We start from the raw sequence: 24,514 nt of genomic DNA on the forward strand, positions 1-24,514 counted from the left end.
TGTTTTCAAAAGGATAAACCATGTTGAATGCTTTTCCAGTTCTCAGATTAATTGCCGGTTTTGCTATTTTTCTTTTTTTTACAAACGCGTATTCACAACAAGAGATTGAAGGCAAATTTTCACCAACTTTGAGGAATGACTTTTCAGATACTTTCCAAAAGTCTCAATCTCTAATAAACCAAAACAATACATCATCGTCAACTTCTGATAATTCAATCTCAATCGGCTATGTTCATGTTTATGGTGGAATGGGGTTCTCAATTCTCTCTTCTTCTAAAATTGAAAAACTTTTAGGAGATGATTTTGGGATTGGAATTGGTCTTCCAACCTGGTCCTACGGTTTCATTACCGGATATCAAAACATCATTCAGTTTGAATACAATTTTGGTATTTCGGATCATAATTTTAACAATAACAGCATTATTAAAAGTATCCCAAACAAAGTGATAAAAATGGATTATGATACGGAGGATTTTCAATTAAAAATTAATCCGTTTTTTTGGCAAGAATCTAAAACCCCGAGTGGTGCAATCTCAGCATTTTTCCTGGTATGGGGCAAAGGAGATGTTGTTTGGAAGGATGAGAATAACGATGGTTTTACAGGAACAAGCCAGATTCTGGGTGTCGAGTATGCCCTCATTTCTAAAAATATTTCAATAAGCGGAAGTTTTAAAAGATACGGAATTGAGTTTGACAAAACAATCCTGCTTGGAATACCTTTTGATGAAAAGGCAAAAGCATCAGACTATATTTTAGAAATGAAAATTGGTTTTGGTTTTGGGATTTAAGATAACAAGATTAAGCTATCTTAGACTCATAGACCATGAACATCATTTATTGGGAATCTCTACAAACACAGGTGCTTGCTGGTACTTGTAAGTTGTATCAGTCAATATTTTCATATTTTTTGTTTGCCAGTCAATTAAAGCAATATCAAACTGCGATTGTCCGGCGTCAAAAATTTCAACAGCCAGCCATTGGCCATCGCTGCTCCAGTCGTGCCAGCCTTCTTCCTTATCGCTACTTGTTAGCAGCCATTGTTTTTTGCCATCCGGGGTTACAGCAAAAAGTTTATACGAGCCATTTTGTTTTGATTGATAGCTTATAAAATTTTCTTTTGAATTCCATCTTGGCGTTCCTGCTTTATAAGCATACCACTCAGCGGTAGTATCATTTGGAGGATAATGGGTTAATTGTTTAAGAGCTTTTCCCTCATCATTTATCAGGTACAATTCATCAATAAATCCTTTTTCCCTTTTAGATTTTTTCGTAGCGCCCCTAAAAACGATTTGTTTGCCATCTGGGGAAAAACATGGATCGCTATTATAAGGCAATCCGGTCGAAACTTTTTGCAGGATTTTCCCATCCAGATCAATCAAGTAAAAAACCGAATCAACAGATTTGTGAGGCGATACAATCAACTCCTGACCATTTTTACGGCTGTCAAGCCAGCTATCCCGTAAGCGGAATTTGCTAATTTTCCTAACATTCTGCCCATTTATATCCATTTCATAGAGATAATAAAAACGGTGGGTAGTGTCGCGATCAGAAATAAAAAAGATTTTGTTTTTATGCGCATGATAAACCCAATCCACGCCTTTCCAGTTGGAAATATTTTTTTTATTAGAGCCATCCATATCCATGATAAATATTTCGTAATCATCAGCTTCAATATCATAGCCGACGTTGTAGACGATTTTATATTCAGTCTTAGAATTAGAACTACACCCAAAAAAGAAAAATAGAAAAAGTATAAAATATGTTTTCATGGAATTTGTCCTTTTTTTTAACTCCGTAACATTTTCCCGGGCTTCGCATTTGTCATTTCACCTTTTTGGATAACTGCTGTACCATTTACAAAAACGTATTCAATCCCGGTTGAGTATTGGTGCGGGTCGTTGAATGTTGCGAGGTCTTTGACTTCATCAAAATCAAAAAGTACAAGATCTGCTATGTTGCCTTTGGCTATTCTTCCACGGTCGGTTAAACCAAGTTGATCGGCAGGCATGGAAGTCATTTTTTTTATGGCTGTCGGTAAATCGAATATTTTTTGCTCACGGCAATAATAACCCAAAACACGCGTACATGTACCATAGCTTCGTGGGTGCGGACGATCTTTTGCTGCGGGTCCATATGGTGCCTGGCTATCACCATCGGAACCAATCATTGCCAATGGATGGGCCAGAATTTTTTCTACATTTTGCGGGTTCATACCATGCCCGACAAAACCAACCGAAAAGTTTTCTTTTTCGAGAAGCCGGAGAACAGCCTCAATGGGTTCTGCATTCCAAAGTTCAGCAATTTCAATTATATTTTTACCAATCAAATTCTGGTTGTTTTTTAAACTGTTAATGACAATCAGCTCATAACCGCCAAGATCAAACATAACTTTATGATCAGTTTCTTTGCTGATTTTTTCCCTGGTTGCCGGATCTGCTAATCTTTGACCCAATTGTTTTGAACCTCCCTCGCGTGACCAGTGCGGCAAGAAGACGGTTAGAGTTGTCGAAGATGCGTTGTAAGGATAAGCATCAAACATAACATCAACGCCTTTTGCACGGGCCAACTCAATCATATTTAGTGCAGCAATTTGTTTATCCCAGTTAGCTTTTCCATTTGCTTTTAGATGAGATATTTGCAGGCGTACACCAGATTTGCGAGAGATCGTTAGTGCTTCGCTGATGGCGGACAAAAGACGTTGTTCTTCATCGCGCATGTGTGTGGCATAAAGCCCATTAAGCCGTGCTGTAACTTTTGCCAGCTCAATTAATTCTTCGGTTGGGGTAAAAGCCCCGGGCGTATATTCCAAACCCGTGGAAAAGCCAAAAGCGCCTTGATCCATACCCTTCTCAAGCTCGTACAAAACTGATTTTAACTCATCCTTGGTGAGATGGCGGTCAACCAATCCGATAGCATTTCTGCGCAAAGTACCTTGCCCCAATAAGAGAGCCTGGTTTAGTGCAATGCCTTTTTCGTCAATAATTTTACAGTAGGAGTCAACATCTGTCCAGCTTTCTTCAATACCATCATCTTTAAATGACTTCGCTCTCTTTTCTCGATCCATGCCTTTTAAAGGAGTAGCCGAATAGCCACAATTACCGGTTACTTCGGTGGTTATTCCCTGTGTGATGCGGCTTTCTGCACCCGGATAAAGCAAGATATCATCATCGCTGTGGGTGTGTATGTCGATAAATCCGGGTGAAAGATAAAGACCGCTGGCATCGATTGTTTTTTTGGCTGTAGTAGAATTAAAATGCCCGATATCGCGGATTCTGTCATTTTGAATGAGCAAATCGGCTTGCCAGATCTGCACACCGGTGCCATCTAAAATTTGGGCATTTTTTATAAGTATGTCAGCTTTATCTGGCATGGTAAAAACATTTTTCCCAAGCGATAAAATCCCGGCGGTGGCCAGAGAGGTTTTTGTAATAAATGTTCTTCGTTTCATTATTTGGGCTCCAGACCAATTAGGTTCATAATCTTACTCGGATATCCCGATACTTTTGGAGACATATATTTTAATGGTTTAATTATAGTAGATTTTTGTGATGCTTCCAATAAATTTAATGGGTGAGCCAATATTATTTTTAAAATGGATAATAAACTTTCATTAAATATCGGGATGTAACCATGTATTCCTGATTGGGTTTATGCCCAAAACTATTAGGTTATTTTTAAAAGTTTCCAATTCTATCCTTTTTAAACACTTTTTTATTTGTTAAATTAGTACAGAGAAATCTACAAAGATTTTGATTTAACAATATTTAAAAGAGAGTTTGAAAATGAACAATTCCGCCTACAATCCTTTCGAAACAGCCCAAAAACAATTTGACCAAACCGCTGATTTATTGGAGCTAAAAACAGTAACGCGTGATCTTTTGCGCAGCCCAATCCGCGAATTCAATTTTATTATTCCGGTGCGAATGGACGATGGCTCCAAGAAAATTTTTCGTGGTTTTCGCATCCAGCATAATGATGCACGCGGCCCGGCAAAAGGCGGTATCCGTTTTCATCCTCAGGAAACAATTGACACCATCCGCGCTATGGCCATGTGGATGACCTGGAAAACAGCGGTTGCAGATTTACCTCTTGGTGGTGGAAAAGGTGGCGTTATTTGCGATCCGCATAATTTGAGCCTCAATGAGCAGGAGCAGATTTGTCGCGGATGGGTGCAGCAGGTTGTAAAAAATGTTGGTCCTTATACTGATGTCCCCGCTCCTGATGTGATGACCAGTGCCCAGCACATGTTATGGATGTTGGATGAATATGAAAAAATTACCGGTGAACGAAGGCCTGGTTTTATCACTGGCAAACCAGTTGGCATGGGTGGTTCGCTTGGCAGAAAAGAAGCAACCGGTTATGGCGTGATGATCACCGTGCGCGAAGCGTTAAAAGAGTTGGATATCAACCCGGAAAATACACGGGCAAGTTTCCAGGGTTTTGGAAATGTTTCTCAGCATGCAATTGAGCTTTATCAACAAATGGGAGGCAAAGCTGTTTGTGTTTCATGTTGGGATCAGGAAGAGCAAAAAAGTTATTCTTATCGTAAAAAAGACGGTTTTGATCTGGAGCAGTTGAGGGCGATTACTGATTCATTTGGCGGCATCAAAAAATCAAAAGCAGCAGATCTTGGTTATGAGGTTTTAGATAGTGATGCCTGGTTGGAGCAGGATGTTGATATCCTGGTGCCAGCTGCATTGGAAAACCAGATTACAGGGGAAAACGCAGACAAAATAAGAAGTAGTGTAAAGATAATCGCGGAAGCGGCCAATGGCCCAACAACGCCCGCAGCCGATAAATTTATCAAAGAGAAAAATATTTTTATGATCCCGGATTTGCTGGCTAATGTAGGCGGGGTTACTTGTAGTTATTTTGAACAGGTGCAGAGCAATATGAATTATTTCTGGGAAAAGGATGAGGTCCTGGGCAAGCTTGATGTAAAAATGACATCAGCTTTTATAGCTGTAAGTGATTTTGCACTTTCGAATAAATTATACATGCGCGATGCTGCTAATGTTATTGCGGTGGATCGTGTTGCCCAGGCTTGTAAGGACCGCGGCTGGGTGTGAAAGTAAAGTGGATTGGAATTACGCATAAATGGAAATGACTGACATTCAGAGCGAGGTATAACAAAGCAAAGAATCACAAATTGTATTGGGGTGTCATTCCCGAATGCTTCAATCGGGAATCTGAAATGTTTTTAGATTCCTGCTTAAAAATACAGGAATGACAGGTAAGTTGTTAAGTCGTTTCTTGTGAATAAAAAAATGGGTAATAATTATGCCTGAAAAAAATGTCTCTCAATTTAACCGAAAATTTTTCGATCCGGAAAAACGCATCACATTTATTGGGACAGGTTCGCTTGGCGGCAAAGCCCAAAGTTTGGCAGATATAAATAATTCTTTAAATGAATCAGATGATCTGAATTCCTTTTCTAACATCCAGGTTAATATTCCAACACTTGCAGTAATCCGCACCGATGTGTTTGATGCCTTCATGAAGAATAATAATCTTTATGAAATCGCTTTATCGGAAAGACCGGATGACCGTATTTCCCATGCTTTCCAGAAAGCAGAATTGCCATTTGCCATACTTGGCGATCTGCGTGCTCTGGTAAACGAAGTCCATTCTCCGCTGGCAGTGCGTTCATCCAGCAGATTGGAAGATGCCATGTTTGAGCCTTTTGCCGGTATTTACGGAACAAAGATGACTCCCAATAATCAGCATGATGCGGATACACGATTTAAGAAACTGGTTGAAGCTATAAAATTTGTTTACGCATCCACCTTTTTTAAGGCAGCTAAGAATTATATTAAAGCTACAAAGCACAAAATTGAAGATGAAAAGATGGCTGTCATTATTCAGGAAGTGGTTGGCCAACGACACGATGACAGATATTATCCTCAGCTTTCAGGTGTGGCTCGATCTTATAATTTTTATCCAATGAGCCGGGCAAATCCGGAAGACGGTGTTGTAAATCTTGCATTAGGGCTTGGTAAAACAATTGTTGATGGCGGTCTATGCTGGACATACTCACCGGCTTATCCAACAATTAATCCGCCTTTTGCAAATGTTGGCGATATGCTCAAACAGACGCAGACAAATTTCTGGGCTGTCAATATGGGGAAAGCGCCTGCTTATGATCCCATAAATGAAACAGAATACATGAACAATGAGAATATTATTATCGCGGATAAGGATGGCGCACTACCGTTTTTAGCTTCCACGGTTGATAAATATTCAGGTCGTCTGGCTATTGGTACAGGAGCAGATGGAGCGAGGATTTTGACTTTTGCACCGTTATTGCAGTTAGATGATATTCCATTAAACGATTGTATAAAATCTTTGTTAAACATTTGTGAAAAAGCGTTTGAAAATCCTGTTGAAATTGAGTTTGCTATGACTTTTAATGACGGCAAAGATGCAGATCAAAAACACCGTTTTGGATTGCTTCAGGTGCGGCATATGGTTGTTTCAAATGATGAAATTGAAATAAGTCCGGATGAGTTTGACAAGGACTCTAATTTGGCGGCTTCTCTAAAAACGCTGGGTAATGGATTGAATGAATCTATTCAGGAAATCGTCTATGTACGGCCGGAGAAATTTGAGGCAAAGTATACTCAAAAAATTGCGTATGAGATTGAATCCATAAATAAAAAAATGGTGAGGGAAAATCGTGATTATGTGCTGATTGGTTTTGGACGTTGGGGCAGTTCTGATCCATGGCTGGGAATTCCGGTCGACTGGAGCCAGGTATCAGCAGCAAAGACAATTGTAGAAGCCACATTGGAAAATATGAATGTAGAGTTGAGCCAGGGATCGCACTTTTTTCATAACCTAACCAGCTTCGGAGTAACATACTTCTCGGTGCAATTTAATGGCCCACATAATATTGATTGGGATTGGCTAAACAATCAGCCGGCCGAAGAAGAAACAGATTTTGTACGTCATGTTAAGTTGGATTCCCCTTTGCAGATAAAAGTTGATGGGCGGAGTGGAAGCGGAATTATAAATAAACCGTAATCACTTTTTTTTAAAAAGACAGCCAGATTCACTCAGTTGGATCGGCTCTTGACTGTTTGGAAATTGATTAAATAAAAGAAGCAAAAAATGAATAACAACAAACCTGTAGACAAATTAGTCCTCGATTTAAAAGAGCGGGCAAAAGAACTTAATTGTCTTTATGAAATCCAGGAATTATTAAGCAACCCGGGAAAATCAACAAAAGAAATTTGCGAGTTGTTGGTAAAATCAATTCCTCCCGGATGGCAGTTTCCAGATATTTGCCATGCAAAACTGTTATTGCACAGATCTGTTTTTGAGACAGAAGGTTTTCAAGAATCAGCCTGGTTTCAATCTGCAGATATAAAAGTACAAGATGAGATTGTTGGGAATATTACAGTCTACTATACTGAAGAAAGGCCAAAGGAAACAGAAGGCCCATTTCTTAAAGAAGAGCGTAAATTGCTAAATACAATTGCCGAACAATTTGGTATGTATGTATTGCACCAACAGCTTAAAACAGTTTTTGAAGAACAGAAAGGCAGCGAGGAAGAAAGCAAAAGTGAGTGGGGCGTCATACTCGATTTATTAACAAAAACAGATCCAAGACTATTAATCCGAATTTCACGAAAAATGGTTAATTTTCTCAGTTGGACCGGAGTTAAGGAGGCGCAGCAATTACTTGAACAATTTAGCCCGGCCTACCAGCAGGAAAATGAATTGTTGCAAGAAGTGAACGTCCCATATCAAAGGCAGAAAGGGATCGATCTGCTTGCTCTTAGTTATGATATTTTTGAAGTGGCGGTTAAAAATATGGGTGTTGCTGATGTTTTAACCAGCATTCAAAAATGGATTAAGGAAGACCGTTCCGGGTTTCTGGTTAATATTTTGGAAGATACCGGTTCTTCTCTTGCGCAGATTAGCAGCGCCATAGAGCGTTATCATCATCTAACACCTCACGGACTGGAACTTTCAATTCCAAGAGAAATGAGTTTTCGAGTGGCCCTGATTCGCCGCATGTTAAGTGACCAGCCGGGATTTATAAATATTGCCAAACAATCGATTGAGGTGGATGATTTTAATGATTTGTTACACAGCATTATTTATCCTGTTGGCAGCCATGGAAAATTAGGGGGAAAAAGCTCCGGGTTGTTTTTGGCCAAACAAATCCTTAAGAATGCCTCGCGCGAAAATGAGCTGTTTCGGGAAATAAAGACCCCCAAAACGTGGTACCTAACTTCAGATGGCATTTTAAAGTTCATGGCTTACAATAATCTGGAAGATATTATTGAGCAAAAATATAAAGATATTGAGCAGGTTCGCCATGAATATCCTTATGTGGTGAATGTCTTTAAAAATTCTACATTCTCTCCGGAGATCATCAACGGGCTTTCTCTTGCATTGGATGATTTTGGTGAAGTTCCACTCATCGTACGCAGCTCCAGTTTGCTGGAAGACCGCCTGGGTTCAGCTTTTGCCGGGAAATATAAAAGCCTGTTTATCGCCAACCAGGGAAGCAAAGAAGATCGTCTTGCTGAAATTATGGATGCCATTGCCGAAGTATATGCATCGACTTTTGGGCCCAATCCAATTGAGTATCGTACACGACGTGGAATACTGGATTATCACGAAGAGATGGGTATTTTAATCCAAGAGGTGGTGGGCAAAAAAGTTGGTAAATATTTTGTTCCGGCTTTTGCCGGGGTTGCATTCAGCCAAAATGAGTTTCGTTGGTCCAGCCGTATTAAACGAAATGATGGCCTGTTGCGAATTGTACCCGGTTTGGGCACACGGGCTGTTGATCGCCTTAGTGATGATTATCCTGTGCTGGTGGCGCCTGGGCAACCAAATTTGCGGGTTAATGTTACGCTCGATGAAATAATCCGCTACTCACCCAAATATATCGATGCCATAAATATGGAAAACTGTACATTCGAATCTTTGGATATTCAAACAATGTTTAAAGAGTGCGGTAATGATTTTCCATCCATCAATAAACTGGTTTCAATAATCAAGGAAGATCATCTTCAGCAACCACGGGTAATCGGTACAAATTACGATGATGAAAATATTGTAGTGACTTTTGAAGGGTTGATGGAAAGCACGCCATTTATTAAACAAGTCAGGGAAATATTGAAAATTTTGCAGGATAAATATGATCATCCTATAGATATTGAGTTTGCACATGACGGTGAAAATTTTTACCTGTTACAATGCCGTAGCCAAAGTTATGGTGTGCATAGCGAACCTGCGATCATTCCGGTAAACATTCCCAAAGATAAGATTTTATTTTCGGCCAACCGCTATATTTCCAACGGGAATGTTCAGGATATTTCACACCTCGTTTATGTAAGCCCGCAAAAATACAGCGAAATTTCGGATTATCAGCAACTGCATGCTGTCGGTCGTGCTGTTGGCAGGTTGAACAAACTATTGCCAAAACGACAATTTATTTTAATGGGCCCAGGCCGTTGGGGCAGCCGTGGAGATATAAAACTTGGAGTAAGCGTAACTTATTCGGATATAAATAATACCTCCATGCTGATTGAAATTGCCCGCAAGCAAAAAGACTATACTCCCGATCTTTCTTTTGGTACACATTTTTTCCAGGATTTGGTTGAAGCAAATATTCGATATCTTCCGCTTTACCCGGATGATGAAGGAATTTTATTTAATGAGGATTTTCTGCTAAAATCTGAAAACAAGTTTGCCGAAATATTGCCGGATTTTTCCAACCTTGCACAAGTAATAAAAGTTGTTGATATACCAGCTTCTACTAAGGGCAACACTTTGCAGGTGTTGATGAACGGTGAAACAGAAGAGGCTTTGGCAGTTTTGAATGGTGGGTAAGTTTCAATTTTTAAAGCCTCAGGGTTATTTATTTGGTCAATCAATAAAACATAGCAAATATTTGTACAGGGATTAACACGAGAAGTAAGATTTCGTGTTTCATTGTTAATTCATTTAAACCTAAACGTTAAACCTTTAAGGAAATCAAATGAAAAAACTACTACTATTCTTATTACCTTTAATTTCATTTGCTCAAAATGATCATTATATCAATTACGCCAAAGAATCTGTAAAATATTTAACTTCGAAAGATTTAATGGGAAGGGGCTATACACATGATGGTCATATTAAAGCTGCAAAATTTATCGAAAGTGAATTGTTAAATATTGGACTTGACAAAATAGATGATTCTTACAGTCAAGAATTTGAAGTAGAAGTAAATATATTTGAAAGAGAACCCCATTTAATAATAAATGATAAATGGTTAAAATTAGGTACTGATTTCATTCCACATGAACACAGCTCATCAGGCGATATTTCTAGCAATAAAGTTGTATATGTAGATAATGGTATTTTCATACCAGATGCAGGGTTAAATGATTACAATGGACTATCAGCAAATGGGAAAATTATAATAATTGATAATGAACTTCCACAACATCTTAAAAAGAACAAACAATTTTCAAAATTTACTTCTGAATCGACCAGAATTTTAATTGCCCAAAAATTAGGAGCAAAAGCTATAGTCTTGATTCAAGATAAATTAACCTTCGGAGCAGCGTACACAAGATTGCAAATTCCGATAGTAAGAGTATTAAAGAGTTCTCTACAAAATCCAATAGAAAAAGTTGAACTGGAAGTCGAATCTGATTTTGATGATTTTGATACTAAGAATATTTTTGGATTTATAAAAGGTACATCAATTCAAGATTCAATTATCATGCTATGCGCTCATTATGACCATTTAGGAGCCTTGGGAGATAGTGTTTACTTTCCTGGTGCAAATGATAATGCGAGTGGTGTTTCACTTCTTTTGAGCCTTGCAAAATTCTTCAAAGACAATCCTATTAAGAATTCATTACTATTTACATTTTTCTCCGGGGAAGATGTTGGTTTAGTTGGATCAAAATATTTCCAGAAAAACCCAGAAATTGAATTAGAAAGGGTGAAATTTTTAATTAATTTTGATATGGCTGCTTCAGCTGAAAATGGAATTATGGCGGTTGGTGGAAAAAATTTCCCCGAATTCTTTCAAAAGTTGAAATCAATAAACGATGATTTGTCTTTAGGAAAGCTTGGAAGCAGAAAGAATGCTCCGAATAGTGACCATTATTTCTTTATTAGAAATGGAATAAAGGGGTTTTACCTTTTTACAAAAGACGGAAAGCAACCTTATCATCATGTGAATGATAAATTTGAAACTTTAGAATGGGATGATTTTGAAAGGATGTTTAACTTGGCTAAATCTTTTATCCAATCAATATAAAAAGCATAACAGGTGTCGTAATTGAATTCCACTCGGATATGATTTCTTTTTTGTGGCAAATCATCTTATCGTAAATCGATAGTAGGTTTTTGGTAAAAAGACATAATGTACATTATCCTTTATTAACCTATATTTAGAATAAAGAAACCACATTATACTTTAATACCAAAAGAAAGAAGGCTGGCCATGGGAAGTATTTCCAATTTTTTTATAAGAAAAACGGTAAAGCAAACACGATTAAGTTTTCAGCACCGACCCGCAATCATCGCAATAATAACCTTGCTTTTTCTCTCAGTGTTAAGCACAAATGCTCTGGCTCAGCTTGCCGGCCTCAAAATCGGCTATACTGATCATGAACGTATTATTGCTGCCATGCCGGAGTTTCAGCAGGTGCAACAGACCCTCCAGGCAGAGACCCAAAGAGAACAAAATTTGCTCCAGGCAAAGTACGAAGATTATGAGACTAAGCTAGATAATTACCAGAAGCAACAAGCATTGCTCTCAGCAGAGCGCCGCAAGGAGCGTGAAAATGAGTTGATTCAGCTTCAACAAGAAATACAGAGAACTGAAGGTACGAGCCAGGAGAAGCTTGCTAAAAGACAGTCAGATCTTTATGCACCAATCTTTGAAAAAGTGGACCAGGCAATCCAGGCAACCGCCAAAGAAAAGAGCATCGACATAGTATTGCGATCCAATATTGGAGCAGCACAACCTATTATCCTTTATGTCAATCAGGACAAAATTGTCGACATCACGTTGGATATTGCGCGCAAACTAGGTCTAAATGTAACAGGAACTGAATAATCTGACGTCCCTTTTCTTGAGAATTGTCACGGCGATTGTTTCCTTTTCAAATTATACTTGTTTTTGGGTTTCTGTTGATTCATTAATTAGAAATTATTGTAATAAACGTGTTTGAAAAGGAGACAACCATGCGCTATTTATTTGCGGTTTTTATGTTATTCATTTCAACATCCACACTTTTTGCACAATTAACAGCGGTTAAATTATACGACTGGAAACACGAAGGCCTGCCATCCAGTGGTAATTGGACCATTTCCGAGGACAGCACTTCTGTTCGCCAAAGTAAAAACGATGTACCTACTTTTTTTGTCAGTCCGGATACTTTTAGTAATGTAACCATTAGGGGCAGTTTCTTTGTTGATAGCAGTGATGACGATTATATCGGCTTTGTTTTTGGCTATTTGCGTCCGGATTCAGCAGAAGAGTATTTTGATTTTTATCTGATGGACTGGAAGGGAAATACACAGTCAGGTGCGCAGGAGGGATTTACTTTGTCTAAGGTGGAAGGAATTGTTGAAGTGCCATCCGGTACTAATACATCCCACCCATATTGGGATCACATGGACACCACACAAACAGTTCTTGCTACAAACTATGGTGACAATGGTTGGGCCCGCAATGTTGTTTATAATTTTGAATTAATTTATGAATCAAACAGGGTTCGAATTTCAATCGATACTACACAAATATTTGATGTTTCCGGTGAATTCCGTGCCGGCCGGTTTGGCTTTTATAATTACTCGCAGCCTGGAGTCAATTACCGGGAGTTTAGAGTAAACGAAGCTCCATTGGCTATTGATGACTATTATGTGGTTGATGAAGACTCACAGATTGCAATGGATGTAACCTTTAATGATACAGATGCCGATGGACACGATAAAATGATAACCAACGTTGGAGCTGCTACACAAGGCAATGTAACTTTTACTAATGGAGACAGCCTTATTTTCTACACACCAGCTTTAAACTTCAATGGGGCCGACAGTTTTTATTATCACATTTCTGATGGCAATGGAGGCAGCGATTCTGCAAAAGTTGTTATTACAGTTAGCCCGGTAAATGATGCGCCACAACGTATTGCATTAATTCCGGATGCAATAATAGCCGAAAATAGCATGGATGTTTTTCATGTGACAATTAATGATTATTTTAGTGATGTGGATGCAAATGATAGTTTTTTGAGCGAGATTTCAATCTCATCAAACGGAAATGTGAACGGCGTGGTCTCAGCAGATTCGCTGTTTCTAAGTAGTAGTAATTTTAGCGGTTTTGATACACTCTTGGTAAGTGTTGCTGATGACAGTGGATCTGTTGTAATGGATACATTTGTTGTAGAAGTAGAGAAGGCTACTGGCCTGGAAGATTTAAATATTCCTGTAAAGTTTTCTTTAAAACAAAACTACCCGAATCCATTTAACCCAACAACCTTAATTGTTTATTCTATTCCTAAAAGTAGTGACGTTAGTTTGGTTGTTTATGACATTTTAGGCCAAGAGGTGGTCAGTCTTGTTAACAAAAATCAGAAAGTCGGTACTCATCAGGTTGTCTGGAATGGAAGGGATAATTCCAATAATCCCGTTTCGAGTGGCATGTACTTTTATAAAATCAAAGCAGATAATTTTGAACAGTCTAAAAAAATGGTTTTGATGAAATAATAATTGAAATCCAAAAAGAAATTCAGAAAAGGAGATCATTAATCTCCTTTTTTTGTTTTCCACCAAATTCCAATAGATTTTTTAGCTTTCAAACACTGTAATATAAAAAATGAAAGACAAAGAAAATTTTATTAAATTGGGATTTATCAAATAAAGATAAATCAATTAATAAAGTATTGCTAAGAAAGGTATAATATGAAACTCAAATTATTTGTAATGGTAGTTTTATTTACAATGTTGAATGCCTGTCAAACAGAGGATCAGCAAACGTCAGCCGAGGGATTAAGCCCAAATATGCATAAAGTTGTAGTACAGGAAATTGTAAACGGCAAAACATATATGTACTTAAAAGTGAAAGAAAATGACCAGAAAAATTGGATTGCAACATCTCCCAAAGATGTAAAAGAAGGCCAGGTTATTTACTATGCTTCAGCCATGGAAATGAGAGACTTTACAAGCAAAGAAGTAAACCGCACATTTGATAAAATATATTTTGTCAACAAGATAAGTGATAGTCCGGCACTTTCATCCACCGGCACATCAATGGGCTCAGCGCATGGCCGGTCAACCACACCCCAGTTGGAAGATATTTCTGTAAGCCCCGCAAAAGGCGGGATTACCATCGAGCAACTATTTTCTAAAAAAGACGATTATGCAAATAGCAAAATTATCATAAAAGGCCAGGTTGTAAAATTTAACGCACAAATTATGGGTAAAAATTGGGTGCATTTACAAGATGGAACAAAAGACGGTAAAAATAATGATATTACAATTACTACAAATGAAGTTGTGAGTGTAGGTGATATAGTCATTTTTGAAGGTAAGGTAATACTTAATAAAGATTTTGGAGCTGGCTATTCATATGATGTGATTTTAGAAGAAGGTGTTTTGAAAGTTGGTATTTAATTGAAACGGTGGCTTAACAAATCGGGATTAAATTAACTTTTTGTAATATGGTCTCATTTTTAAGTCTTCTACTAAAACATGGTCAAGCAGCCACTTTCTTAATACTTCGATTAGATTGTCATAGTTTTTTGGGTTATTCAGATCATTTAAAATATCCTTTTTAATAATTTTCAATTGGTTCTTCAAATTATGATGCTTTTTGAAATGTTGAAAATGGCCTGAATAACTTCCCAGTTTCATTAAAGCTTCTTCTCTAGTAAAATGTTCTTCTGTATAGTTTTCTAATTCACGAAGAGCATTTTCAATATTTTCTTTTTTTTCACTGTTTAATTCTTCTTCAACAATATTAATTAATTTAAATAATTTTTGATGATCGGAATCAACAATTTTGTTTCCAACACTCATTGAGCTGGTCCATAAAATAGGCATTTGTTTTACCTCGAAGTCTGTTTTTGTTTACTTATGATTATCGTAATAATTGGATAGATATTTAATTTGGTATTTTTTAGCGCACTAATCTTCACCCACAGTTTTTAACCCTTCCGGCTGTTTACTATTGAATAATCATCTATTCAAAAAAACGATTATCACTTTGTAGGGAATTTACTGCGTTATTAGTTTAGTTAATTGAAATAGTATTTTTCGAATCGATCTGACAATCCCTATTTCAAATCACATTTTTTTTGTAGATGATGTACCCAACAACATCAGGAGGCTGGTATGGCTGAAATCAATTTCACCAAAAATCTAAAACTATTTTATTTAGTTTTGATTCATTTTTTATTTATAAACTTTACTGTTGCCCAGGATTTGGCTACCGAACCAGCTTCTGGAACAAGTACAGAATCCATCACAATAACTTATCCGAAACAAACAGGTGCAGTGCAAAAAACCGAAGCTTCTGTTGATTCATTGCCAAGGACAGACGCACAGGGTAGTTTCAGTGCATCAGCCGGCGGTTCTGATTATTACATCACCGCTTCCTGGTCAGGCTATTCAAACCCATGTGTTATTCCATCCAGCTCAAGCGGAAATATAAGCTGGTCTCCAGGTTGGGCCGGTGACCCTATTTCAGGAAATGCAAATAATGGTAGTAAAACAGTTTATCCCGGGCCAAACAGAAGGGTTGATTTTACATATAAATACACCTATTCAGGAACTCTTTGCGATGGTTCCTACTCCTCGGATGCAAACGCTACAACAGCTGCTTTGAAAAACCCAACCAGTTTTTCTGCCAGTGATGCGACAAGTGATTACTGGGTGGATTTGAGTTGGGGCAAAGGGACAAATATTCCTGCCAGCTATGTAACATATTATATTTATCGTAATGGTAGTTTTTTTGCCAGTACAACAAGTTTATCCTACAGGGCTTACATTACTCCAGGTCAGTCTGATACATGGAATGTGCGCACTCATTCAACTTTCAGTTATTCTGTTACATCTGGTGGCGTTTCAAACGGAGGATCCACATCATCATTCAGGGTTCCTTACAGCCAAACTGCTTCTTACGAAGATTTTATTGGAGAAATCGTATTAAACTGGAATAGTAATTCTGATTATGCCACACATTTTAGGATTTACAGAGATGGTGCGTTGATTGCTACAGTACCAAGAGCAACCTTAACCTATACAGATGAAAATATTATTAATGGAGAAGAATACACGTATACAATTAAGGGTTATAATGCATCTGCCGGGGTTGAATCCGGTGGAGTTAGTGTTAATGGAAAAACTTTCCCAATGTTTCCAAATGCAGCGGATGGGATTTATAATAATCGCGTCAAAGTTTCCTGGAAAAATGTTGCCAGTTTTGCAGAAGAAATTAAAATACTTAGGGGTGATGAAGAAATTGGGATTACCAGTAAAAATGCTACTTCTTATTTTGATTATGATGCGGTTCCCGGCAAACTCTATCAGTATAGTATCGTTCCAATCTCCGGTGGTGCTGAACTTGGCGCAGCCCGCGATTATGGATTTATCAGACCAGATGGTAAGATTTCCGGAAAAGTAAAAACAGTACGTGGCGCTGGTGTTAAAAATGTACAAGTTTCAATTAATCCTGCAAACGGCGATTCAAGCCAATCTTTACTTTTTGATAATACCCAGGATTATATGATCCGTAAACCGATTAAATCTTTTGCCGAAAGCGCATTTACTTTATCATTTTGGATGAAGTCGAATGCCACTTCGCAAACGGGAGCTATATTCTCTTATGCAACACCTGCCAGTGATAATACAGTTTTGATTTACAATCCAAACAATTTTGAATTTTTTATAAATGGTGCAGGGACAGGAACAACAAATATTAGTGCTGTTGACAACGCTTGGCATCACATTGCAGTTACCTGGCAAAAATCTGATGGGGCAATAAGGCTGCTTAAGGATGGTATTCAGGTTTGGTCCGGTACATTGGCAACAGGAGCAACATTACAAAATAACGGGTCAATTGTTTTAGGCCAGGATCAGGATTCATTTGGCGGAGGTTTTGATCCGGTTCAGGCCTATCTTGGGCAACTTGATGAAATTCAATTATGGGATCATGTTGTCAGTGATTCCATAATTAATAGTCAAATAAATCTGACCTTACGAGGCGATGAAGATGGTCTTGTATCTTACTGGCCATTTGATTCCGAAGGCAGGCAACCGCTAAATATCGCAGGTGATTTCTCCAAAGCTGGTGGCAACCATGTTCAAGGTTATGGAGTCTCTTTTTCAACAGATCATGCCCCGGTAGAAACAATTGTTTTAACTGATCCCACTGGGTTTTATTCAGTTAACAATATTTTTTATAATGAAAGTAATCCTTTTGATATAAGCGTTTTTAAACTTCGTCACGGATTTGATCCTACCAGCCAGGAAAGAACTCTGGAATTAAATGCGCCTGCTTCGGCCAATGTAGATTTTACCGACACTACCTCTTTTGCAATTTCCGGAAAAATTGTTTTGAACGGAACGAATTGTGCTGTAGCAGGTGTTGATATCTATCGAAATGGTACTTTTACCGGCATAAAAACAAATGCCCAGGGTGAATATCTGCTTTCCATTGAAGAGCCGGGCAATTATACAATTACTCCTGTTTTTGGAGACACTTCTTTTCCACATGTATTTGAACCGGCAGAGTTGGTTTTTACCATCACCGATGATGTTGCAAATGCGGATTTTACTGATATGACAACAAGTGAACTTGCCGGCCGTGTTGGAGGTGGTTGCGATGCATTTATCGGGCGTGCAAATATCAGCATTACATCTAAAAACCAGGTGGGTTGTTATTCAAAAGAGATTACAACAGACGTAAATGGAAACTATAGTCTTAATTTGCCATCTCAGGAATATATCGTTGAGGTGCTTTCGCTTGATCCGCCAAACCCGGTTATTACGGAAACTTTCCCAATTGTAATTACTGATCTTACATTTCAGGACACAACTTTAAATTACATTTACCGCAATCCACCGCAGATAAAAGTAAGCGGCTTCCCGGGTGTTTGTGCTGATGCTTCAGCGCCGTTTAATGTGCCAATTATAAACCAATACGATGTTTACACTTTTCAAATTGAAGTTTTTGAAGAATATTCCGGCGATACATGCCTGGTAGATACAGGATCCATTAAGATTTTTGATGATCTGGGTGGCAATCCTGCTGTGCCTGTTACTTTGCCATTGAAAGATGGCCGGGCATTTTATACAACACAAATTGGCGAGCCTAATATCCTCGATGGCGGTGCACATCCTTTTCAAAAACTATTTCAGGTTACTGCAGATGTGGAAGGGAAGAATGCTGCCTTTGAACAATGGGTTGTGGTAACAGGTCATAAACCGCGTGAACAAACTTTTGTAACAAAAACCCCGGAATTGCCCCTCTTAATTCTTAGAGATCCTCCCGGTGATGAAAGCTATGCTTATCTTGAAAAAGGTAGTTCACTTAGCCAAAATTTTACAATGTCACATTCTGTTGGCGGTGCGGCAGGGCTTTATACGGATATAAAAATCGGAGCCGGTATTCCCGTTCCATTTACCGGGATTGTGATTGGCGCCCGTACACATATCGAAGGCCAGATTTTAGCTGGGCGCGATAATAATAATGGCACAACTGTTTCTACCACATTTTCCCAAACAGAACGTTTCTCAACGTCCGGCAATGAAGATATCACGGGTGAAAAGGGTGATGTTTTTATGGGCGCTTCATTTAATATGATTTATGCATTGACGGATGAAATCAGATATGATGAAGCGAGTTGTACGGTTATCCAGGATACTTCACTGGTTTGGGGTTCTGAGGAAGTTAATACAACTTACATTTATACCGAAAATCATATTCGAAAAACCCTCTTGCCAAATCTGCACCTTTTAAGAAGCCTTGCATCGCCTGATTCTGTAGCGCTTTTGGGTTCCTTTATTGATGTTTGGGAGCAGGTTCTGGAGAAAAACGATCAGCAAAAAGAGCGTGCCACTTTTGAAAGAAATATCTCTTTTAGCGCCGGCACAACGCGTGAGTATTCTGAGACAAACACGCAGGATTCAACGATCAGCATTGATTTCACCATATTTATAGATTCGGAACTGAAAATAGGTGTTGGTATTGGGGATGGTGATTTTGCAGATGTTGAAATTGGTGCAGCGGCAAAATTCCGCTGGTCGACTTCTGAAGCACGTGACACAACTCTTTCGCAATCAACAACCGTTGGCTATGTTCTGGGAGATAATGATCCGGGTGACTTCTTTAGTGTGGATATCAAGAAAGATAATGTTTATTCAACACCTGTTTTTGATCTTGTAGCAGGGACAAGCAGTTGTCCATGGGAACCGGGAACTCAGCCACGCGATGCAACAAACCTGACAATCGATAAATTTGAGCAAAATGATATTCCTCCATTTGACCCAGCCAGTTTCGTTTTGAACCTGGGTAACTTAAGCCAAAGTGGCGAAACACGAGATTATAAATTAGGTGTCATCCAATCCAGCAATTTTGATGGTGCTGTAATTAGTGTTGGCGGTGTGGTGATTGAGGATTTTATTGATTACAGGATTCCGGCCGGACAACAGATAACTGCAACTATGGCTGTACGCAGAGGTCCCGTTTCATATTCGTATGAAAACCTGCAACTACGTTTTTATGCGCTTTGCGATCCGTCTATCTCTGATACGGTTACTTTTTCTGTGAATTATCAAAGTCCTTGTTCGGGTGTGGAATTGTTTAAGCCGGATAATAACTGGCTGGTAAACCAAAGTTCAAACGATTCATTGCTGATAATTATGAGAGAGTATGATACAACTAATCCAAAACTTGAAAGTGTAAGTATGGAGTATCGAAAGGTTGGTGGCAGCTGGAAAACGGCAATCGCAAAATTACGCTCTGAGCTACCTGCTGAGTTTATTTACGAGTTCTGGGATGTTTCCGGATTAGATGATGGAAATTATGAGCTTCGGGCAAAAACAAAATGCGGAACTGATGGCGTCAATTATTCTAAAATTTCCCAGGGAGTAATCGACCGCAGCAGTTTACTGGTTTTTGGAAAACCACAACCTTCGGATGGCGTCCTTAATATTGGTGAAGATATTTCAATTAGCTTTACGGCGAATCTGAATTGTCCGCAAATAAACTCTGATAATGTTAAAATGATAAACACAGCAACCAGTATTGACATTCCGATAGATGTTGCATGCAGTGGCAAAACGTTAATTATAACACCACTGGTTGATATAGCAACTCTTGAACGCGAAAATCTGAAAGTTACAGTATCCGGCGTGGAAGATAAAAACGGCAATGGCTTAAAAGAAGATATAAGCTGGTCGTTTACAGTAAACCAGAATGCTTTGCATTGGGTGGTTTCAAATGCCAATATAAATGTGTATAAAGGCAGCCAGGAAACATTTAAAGCAAAGCTGGTTAATGTAGGTGGTGCACAAAATAGTTTTAGCCTGACGGGTATTCCAAGCTGGTTAACCGCTGATCCGACCAATGGCACCATACCATCTGGTGGGCAAATAGAAATTAATTTTACAATAAGTGATCAGTTAGAACAGGGCAGCTATTTGGATACAGTTGCCGTTCAGGTAAGCGGGCAGGGTGATGATCCATTATTTATAGATGTTACTGTTTTATCGGAGCCACCATCCTGGGCTTTCAATTTTTCAAATTATCAATACTCAATGGATGTTATTGCACAGCTAAAAGAAGGTGATGGATTTTCTTCAGATGAAAAAGATATTGTGGCGGCTTTTGTCGGGAATGAAATCCGGGGCAAAGTAAACCTAACTCATGTTTCGGAACAGGATAACCATCTGGCATTTATTACTATTTACAGCCACCAACAATCCGGTGAGACAGTTACTTTCCGAAGCTGGGATGCCTCAAAGGGAGAAGAGTCCGGCTTTATTGCAGAAACGATCACTTTTGAGAATAATGGCTCTGTTGGATTATTGCTAAGCCCATTTGTTTTAACACCATCGGGTAAAGCACAAAATATTACGCTTGCACCAAACTGGAACTGGTTTTCCCTTAATCTTGAACAAAGTGATATGAGTGTTGAAAACATTTTAAGTAATTTAAATGCTACTTCCGGTGATGTTATAAAAGGCCAGGAGGGAATTGCAACCTTTTATAACAATGAGTTATCAAGCGAATCGGACAAAACAAACTGGATAGGCGATTTGCAAAATATTGAAGTTGGAAAATCATACCGCATTTTTCTTGCCAATGAGCAAAACCTGAGATTTGCCGGGGATACAATAAATGTTTCAGAAGAATCTATCCAGGTGTTTAGCGGCTGGAACTGGATTGGTTATTTGCAGCAGAACAATGTGGATTTAAACAATGCTTTTACAGGTTTTAGTTACTCAGATGGTGACCGTTTAAAAAGCCAGGATGCATTTTCTGTATATGATGCTTCCTCAAGTTCCTGGCAAGGTGGTTTAACAACTTTAAATCCTGGTGAAGGCTATTTGCTAAAATCTGCAAAAGATGGGTTTATCTCTTTTTCCGGTTCAGGATCCTCAATTATAAATCCGGGTAAAAACATTCAACCCAATCAACAACCCAATCTTGCCGGTAATGAATTGTCCGCCTATAATTATGAAAATAACATGACAATAATCGGATCAGTTCAGTTGGGCGGTACAACAATCAGTGATTCAAACTACAGCGTTTTGGCCATTGTAAATGATTCATTGCGTGGCAAAGCCGATGTGAAGTTTTATCCGGAAATTAATAAGGCCATGGTATTTATGACGGTTTACAGTAATTCTATTTCGGGAGAAGAACTTACTTTTGAAGTCATCAATTCATCACACGGAGTGTCTTTGCCGGTTACCACAACAATCCCATTTACGGCAGATGGTATTGTCGGCAGCATTGAAAATCCACATTCATTTGCGGGTATTGATGAAGTTGCGCCCGAAATAAGAAGTGCGTTTTTATATTCCACTGAACCCGGTTTGGCGGATCATGTACGGCTTTATATTACATCAAGCGAGCTATTAAAAGAAGCCCCTTTGGTGAGAGCGGTGTCGCCAACTGGAAAAGAAGACGCCTTTGCGGCAGAAGTTTTTGATAGTGGAGAAAATATTTATCTGGCGAAATATCACGTACAGGAATATGGTGAAAATACATTTTATATCCTGGCCAGCGATCTCTCTGAAAACCTGACGCAAGATGTCCGCAAGTTGAGTGTTAATCAAATTAGTTTGGGCAAATCTTCATTGATTTCGCTGAATGAAAATACATCCATAAAACTAAGCCCGGCTTCATTTAATGCAAATGGAAATTTTTATGGAGAGTATTATAAGGCAGAGAAAGAGGAGCTTGAAAAGAACATGATGCGGATAAGTCAAAATATGACATTTTCTGCTTCAAGCACTGTTGACGAGGGTTTCACTGTAAAATACGATCTAAAAGAAATTGATATACCTGAAGAAGAAAAAAGAAAAATTGGTTTATACCGGTTGGATAAGGAAAACGGAGAATGGGTTTTTATTGGCGGACAAGGTGAAAATAATCAATTAATGCAATTGGCAAACCAGACAGGTACCTTTGCGGTGTTTTATGACAGCGATCGAATTCCGATTCCCAAACAGTTCAGATTGTATCAAAATTTTCCGAATCCTTTTAACCCGGTTACAACAATCCGTTTTGATTTGCCAAAAGAGCAAAATGTATCGTTGAATATTTATAATGTTCTTGGGCAAAAGGTAAAGCAATTATTAAATCAAAAACTTGATGCGGGCTACCATAAAACAGAGTGGAATGGTTTAAATGAACATGGTGTTAAAGTTGCTTCAGGAATTTACATTTACCAGATAAAAGCCGGTAAAAAACTAATTAACAAAAAAATGATACTAATTAAGTAGGAAGGAGACTAAAAATGAAAAAGCAAACAATAAAATTTTTCTTCTTATTTACGCTAATAGTTTTAGCTTTTGGATGTAAGAAAACGGTTATCAGCAGCAATGATATTCGTAATATCCAGGGGCATATTGAAAACATTGTTGCCGAAGAAGGTGTTGGTGTTTACAGTTATATTCTGGATGATGTTTACACGATTAAAAATGATCCTAATGTTCTTCCTGAAAATGAAGTATATGGAAACACAAATCCCACATTATTGCAGGCTGTTATAGAAAACAGGATATTAACTTTGACTTTAAATCCTGGCCAGACCGGGAGTACGCAAATTACAATCCGAAACAGAAGCGGAGCCGTTTTTCGTGATGATGTTTTTACGGTTAGTATCAGCTCAATTGCTGCATCAGAAGCGATGAACCGAGCTGTTAATTATTTCCAGTCAGATGATTATGCCTTGGCAGAGTCACACTTTCGATTAGTGATAGCAAAAAATGCAACGGCCTCACTTTCGGATGCATACATGGGTTTGGGTTTTAGCCGAATGCGCTTAGGCGATGAGCAAAATGAATATGGTTACAATGACCTGAAAACCAGTCGTGGATTAAATCCATCAAATGTGGATGCAATTGCCGGACTGAGTTTGCTTGAATATGCAATCATGGAAAATTACAATAATGCGATTGACTATGGCCGCGAAACATTGAATAAGTCAACCGATTTTATTTTTCGATATGATAGCGGAATTGATAAAAATGATATTCTACTAAATATTGCTCTTAGCCAATATGCAGCAAAGCTTTTTGATGATTGTCTGGTTACAATTCAATTGTTGGATGCGACTTATAGCGCTGATCCATCATCGGAGAATTATAAAACGGAGCTGTTTGAAAAATTGCAGGAATTGGTGGATTTATATAAGTAGTTTTTATTGATACTTCTATCAAGCTTCAGATTCCTGATAAAAGAATTCAGGAATGACAGCTTTTAAATTAGGCGGCATTGGCCGCCTTTTTTTATGTTCTTATCCTTCTCTATATTCACTTATCTCAAATAAATGACCATCAGGGTCCTGGAAAAAACAACGCGTTTCGGCACCCCAATTATAAGGCGGAGTAACGAATGAAACACCTTTTGATTTTAGAATTTGGTAAGATTTTTGGCAATCTTTTACCCGGATTGTAAAAGAGTGGCTGACACTGTTTTTGTCATAAGGAGGTTTATAATAAATATCCGGCTTGTCTTTGGTCGGTTCGCCGGCAGTTACTAATAAAATCCAATGCTTTAATAACTCCAAAACTACAGAGCTTCCGCCATATTCCCTGAAAAGATTTCCTCCCAACTGATCAATATAAAATTTCTTGGATTTGGCCAAATCAGAAACTACTAATATTGTTGTAAGCTCAGAACCTTCGAATGGATTTGATTCTTGATTACTCATAAAATTTTCCAAAGTTGATTATAAGTTTTTGTTATAGGGTTATAACACGTATTCTGGAAAATTATTTCAATGTAACAAATGCTATCGAGAATAAA

Annotated in this window: 14 protein-coding genes; 10 read left to right on the forward strand and 4 right to left on the reverse strand. The window is 38.3% G+C overall.

Going from position 1 to position 24,514, the window contains the following annotated elements:
- Positions 1 to 20 precede the first annotated feature (20 nt).
- Positions 21 to 788 carry a hypothetical protein gene (locus HND50_13655; GenBank protein NOG46281.1) on the forward strand — a complete coding sequence of 256 codons (768 nt, stop codon included), beginning with the start codon at positions 21 to 23 and terminating at the stop codon, positions 786 to 788.
- Positions 789 to 830: 42 nt separating this feature from the next.
- Here the strand turns inward: HND50_13655 and HND50_13660 are convergent, their stop codons facing one another.
- Positions 831 to 1,769, reverse strand: a complete 939-nt coding sequence (locus HND50_13660; protein NOG46282.1) for a hypothetical protein — start codon at positions 1,767 to 1,769, stop codon at positions 831 to 833.
- Positions 1,770 to 1,786: 17 nt separating this feature from the next.
- On the reverse strand, positions 1,787 to 3,448 hold the full coding sequence (locus HND50_13665; GenBank protein ID NOG46283.1) for a D-aminoacylase: 1,662 nt from the start codon (positions 3,446 to 3,448) through the stop codon (positions 1,787 to 1,789).
- A 334-nt stretch (positions 3,449 to 3,782) separates the two neighbouring features.
- Between HND50_13665 and HND50_13670 the strand changes: the two genes are divergently transcribed.
- From HND50_13670 to HND50_13700, 7 genes are all read left to right on the forward strand, one after another.
- Complete coding sequence (locus HND50_13670; GenBank protein ID NOG46284.1) at positions 3,783 to 5,069, forward strand: Glu/Leu/Phe/Val dehydrogenase; 1,287 nt, start codon at positions 3,783 to 3,785, stop codon at positions 5,067 to 5,069.
- Positions 5,070 to 5,280: 211 nt separating this feature from the next.
- Positions 5,281 to 7,023 (forward strand): hypothetical protein, encoded by a 1,743-nt coding sequence (locus HND50_13675; GenBank protein ID NOG46285.1) that lies wholly within the window; start codon positions 5,281 to 5,283, stop codon positions 7,021 to 7,023.
- Positions 7,024 to 7,110: 87 nt separating this feature from the next.
- Entirely contained in the window at positions 7,111 to 9,852 is a 2,742-nt protein-coding gene (locus HND50_13680; GenBank protein ID NOG46286.1) for a pyruvate, phosphate dikinase, read from the forward strand.
- A gap of 148 nt (positions 9,853 to 10,000) precedes the next feature.
- A complete protein-coding gene (locus HND50_13685; GenBank protein NOG46287.1) occupies positions 10,001 to 11,278 on the forward strand; it encodes a M28 family peptidase in 1,278 nt (425 codons plus the stop codon).
- Between the two features lie 186 nt (positions 11,279 to 11,464).
- The gene (locus HND50_13690; GenBank protein ID NOG46288.1) at positions 11,465 to 12,082 is read left to right on the forward strand and encodes an OmpH family outer membrane protein; all 618 of its coding nucleotides are present in this window, start codon (positions 11,465 to 11,467) and stop codon (positions 12,080 to 12,082) included.
- A gap of 128 nt (positions 12,083 to 12,210) precedes the next feature.
- Positions 12,211 to 13,737, forward strand: coding sequence for a cadherin-like domain-containing protein (locus tag HND50_13695; protein ID NOG46289.1), 1,527 nt, complete (start codon positions 12,211 to 12,213; stop codon positions 13,735 to 13,737).
- A 195-nt stretch (positions 13,738 to 13,932) separates the two neighbouring features.
- Positions 13,933 to 14,643: a hypothetical protein gene (locus HND50_13700; protein ID NOG46290.1), complete on the forward strand. Its 711-nt coding sequence runs from the start codon at positions 13,933 to 13,935 to the stop codon at positions 14,641 to 14,643.
- Positions 14,644 to 14,670: 27 nt separating this feature from the next.
- On the opposite strand, the gene HND50_13705 is transcribed toward HND50_13700, so the two are convergent.
- Positions 14,671 to 15,072 (reverse strand): bacteriohemerythrin, encoded by a 402-nt coding sequence (locus HND50_13705; protein NOG46291.1) that lies wholly within the window; start codon positions 15,070 to 15,072, stop codon positions 14,671 to 14,673.
- A gap of 291 nt (positions 15,073 to 15,363) precedes the next feature.
- Here HND50_13705 and HND50_13710 point away from each other — a divergent pair, with 291 nt between their 5' ends.
- Entirely contained in the window at positions 15,364 to 22,986 is a 7,623-nt protein-coding gene (locus tag HND50_13710) for a T9SS type A sorting domain-containing protein (GenBank protein ID NOG46292.1), read from the forward strand.
- Between the two features lie 14 nt (positions 22,987 to 23,000).
- Positions 23,001 to 23,903, forward strand: a complete 903-nt coding sequence (locus tag HND50_13715) for a hypothetical protein (GenBank protein ID NOG46293.1) — start codon at positions 23,001 to 23,003, stop codon at positions 23,901 to 23,903.
- A gap of 99 nt (positions 23,904 to 24,002) precedes the next feature.
- Here the strand turns inward: HND50_13715 and HND50_13720 are convergent, their stop codons facing one another.
- The gene (locus tag HND50_13720) at positions 24,003 to 24,419 is read right to left on the reverse strand and encodes a VOC family protein (protein NOG46294.1); all 417 of its coding nucleotides are present in this window, start codon (positions 24,417 to 24,419) and stop codon (positions 24,003 to 24,005) included.
- Positions 24,420 to 24,514: the final 95 nt, after the last annotated feature.

The organism is Calditrichota bacterium (assembly GCA_013112635.1).
GTDB lineage: Bacteria > Calditrichota > Calditrichia > Calditrichales > J004 > JABFGF01.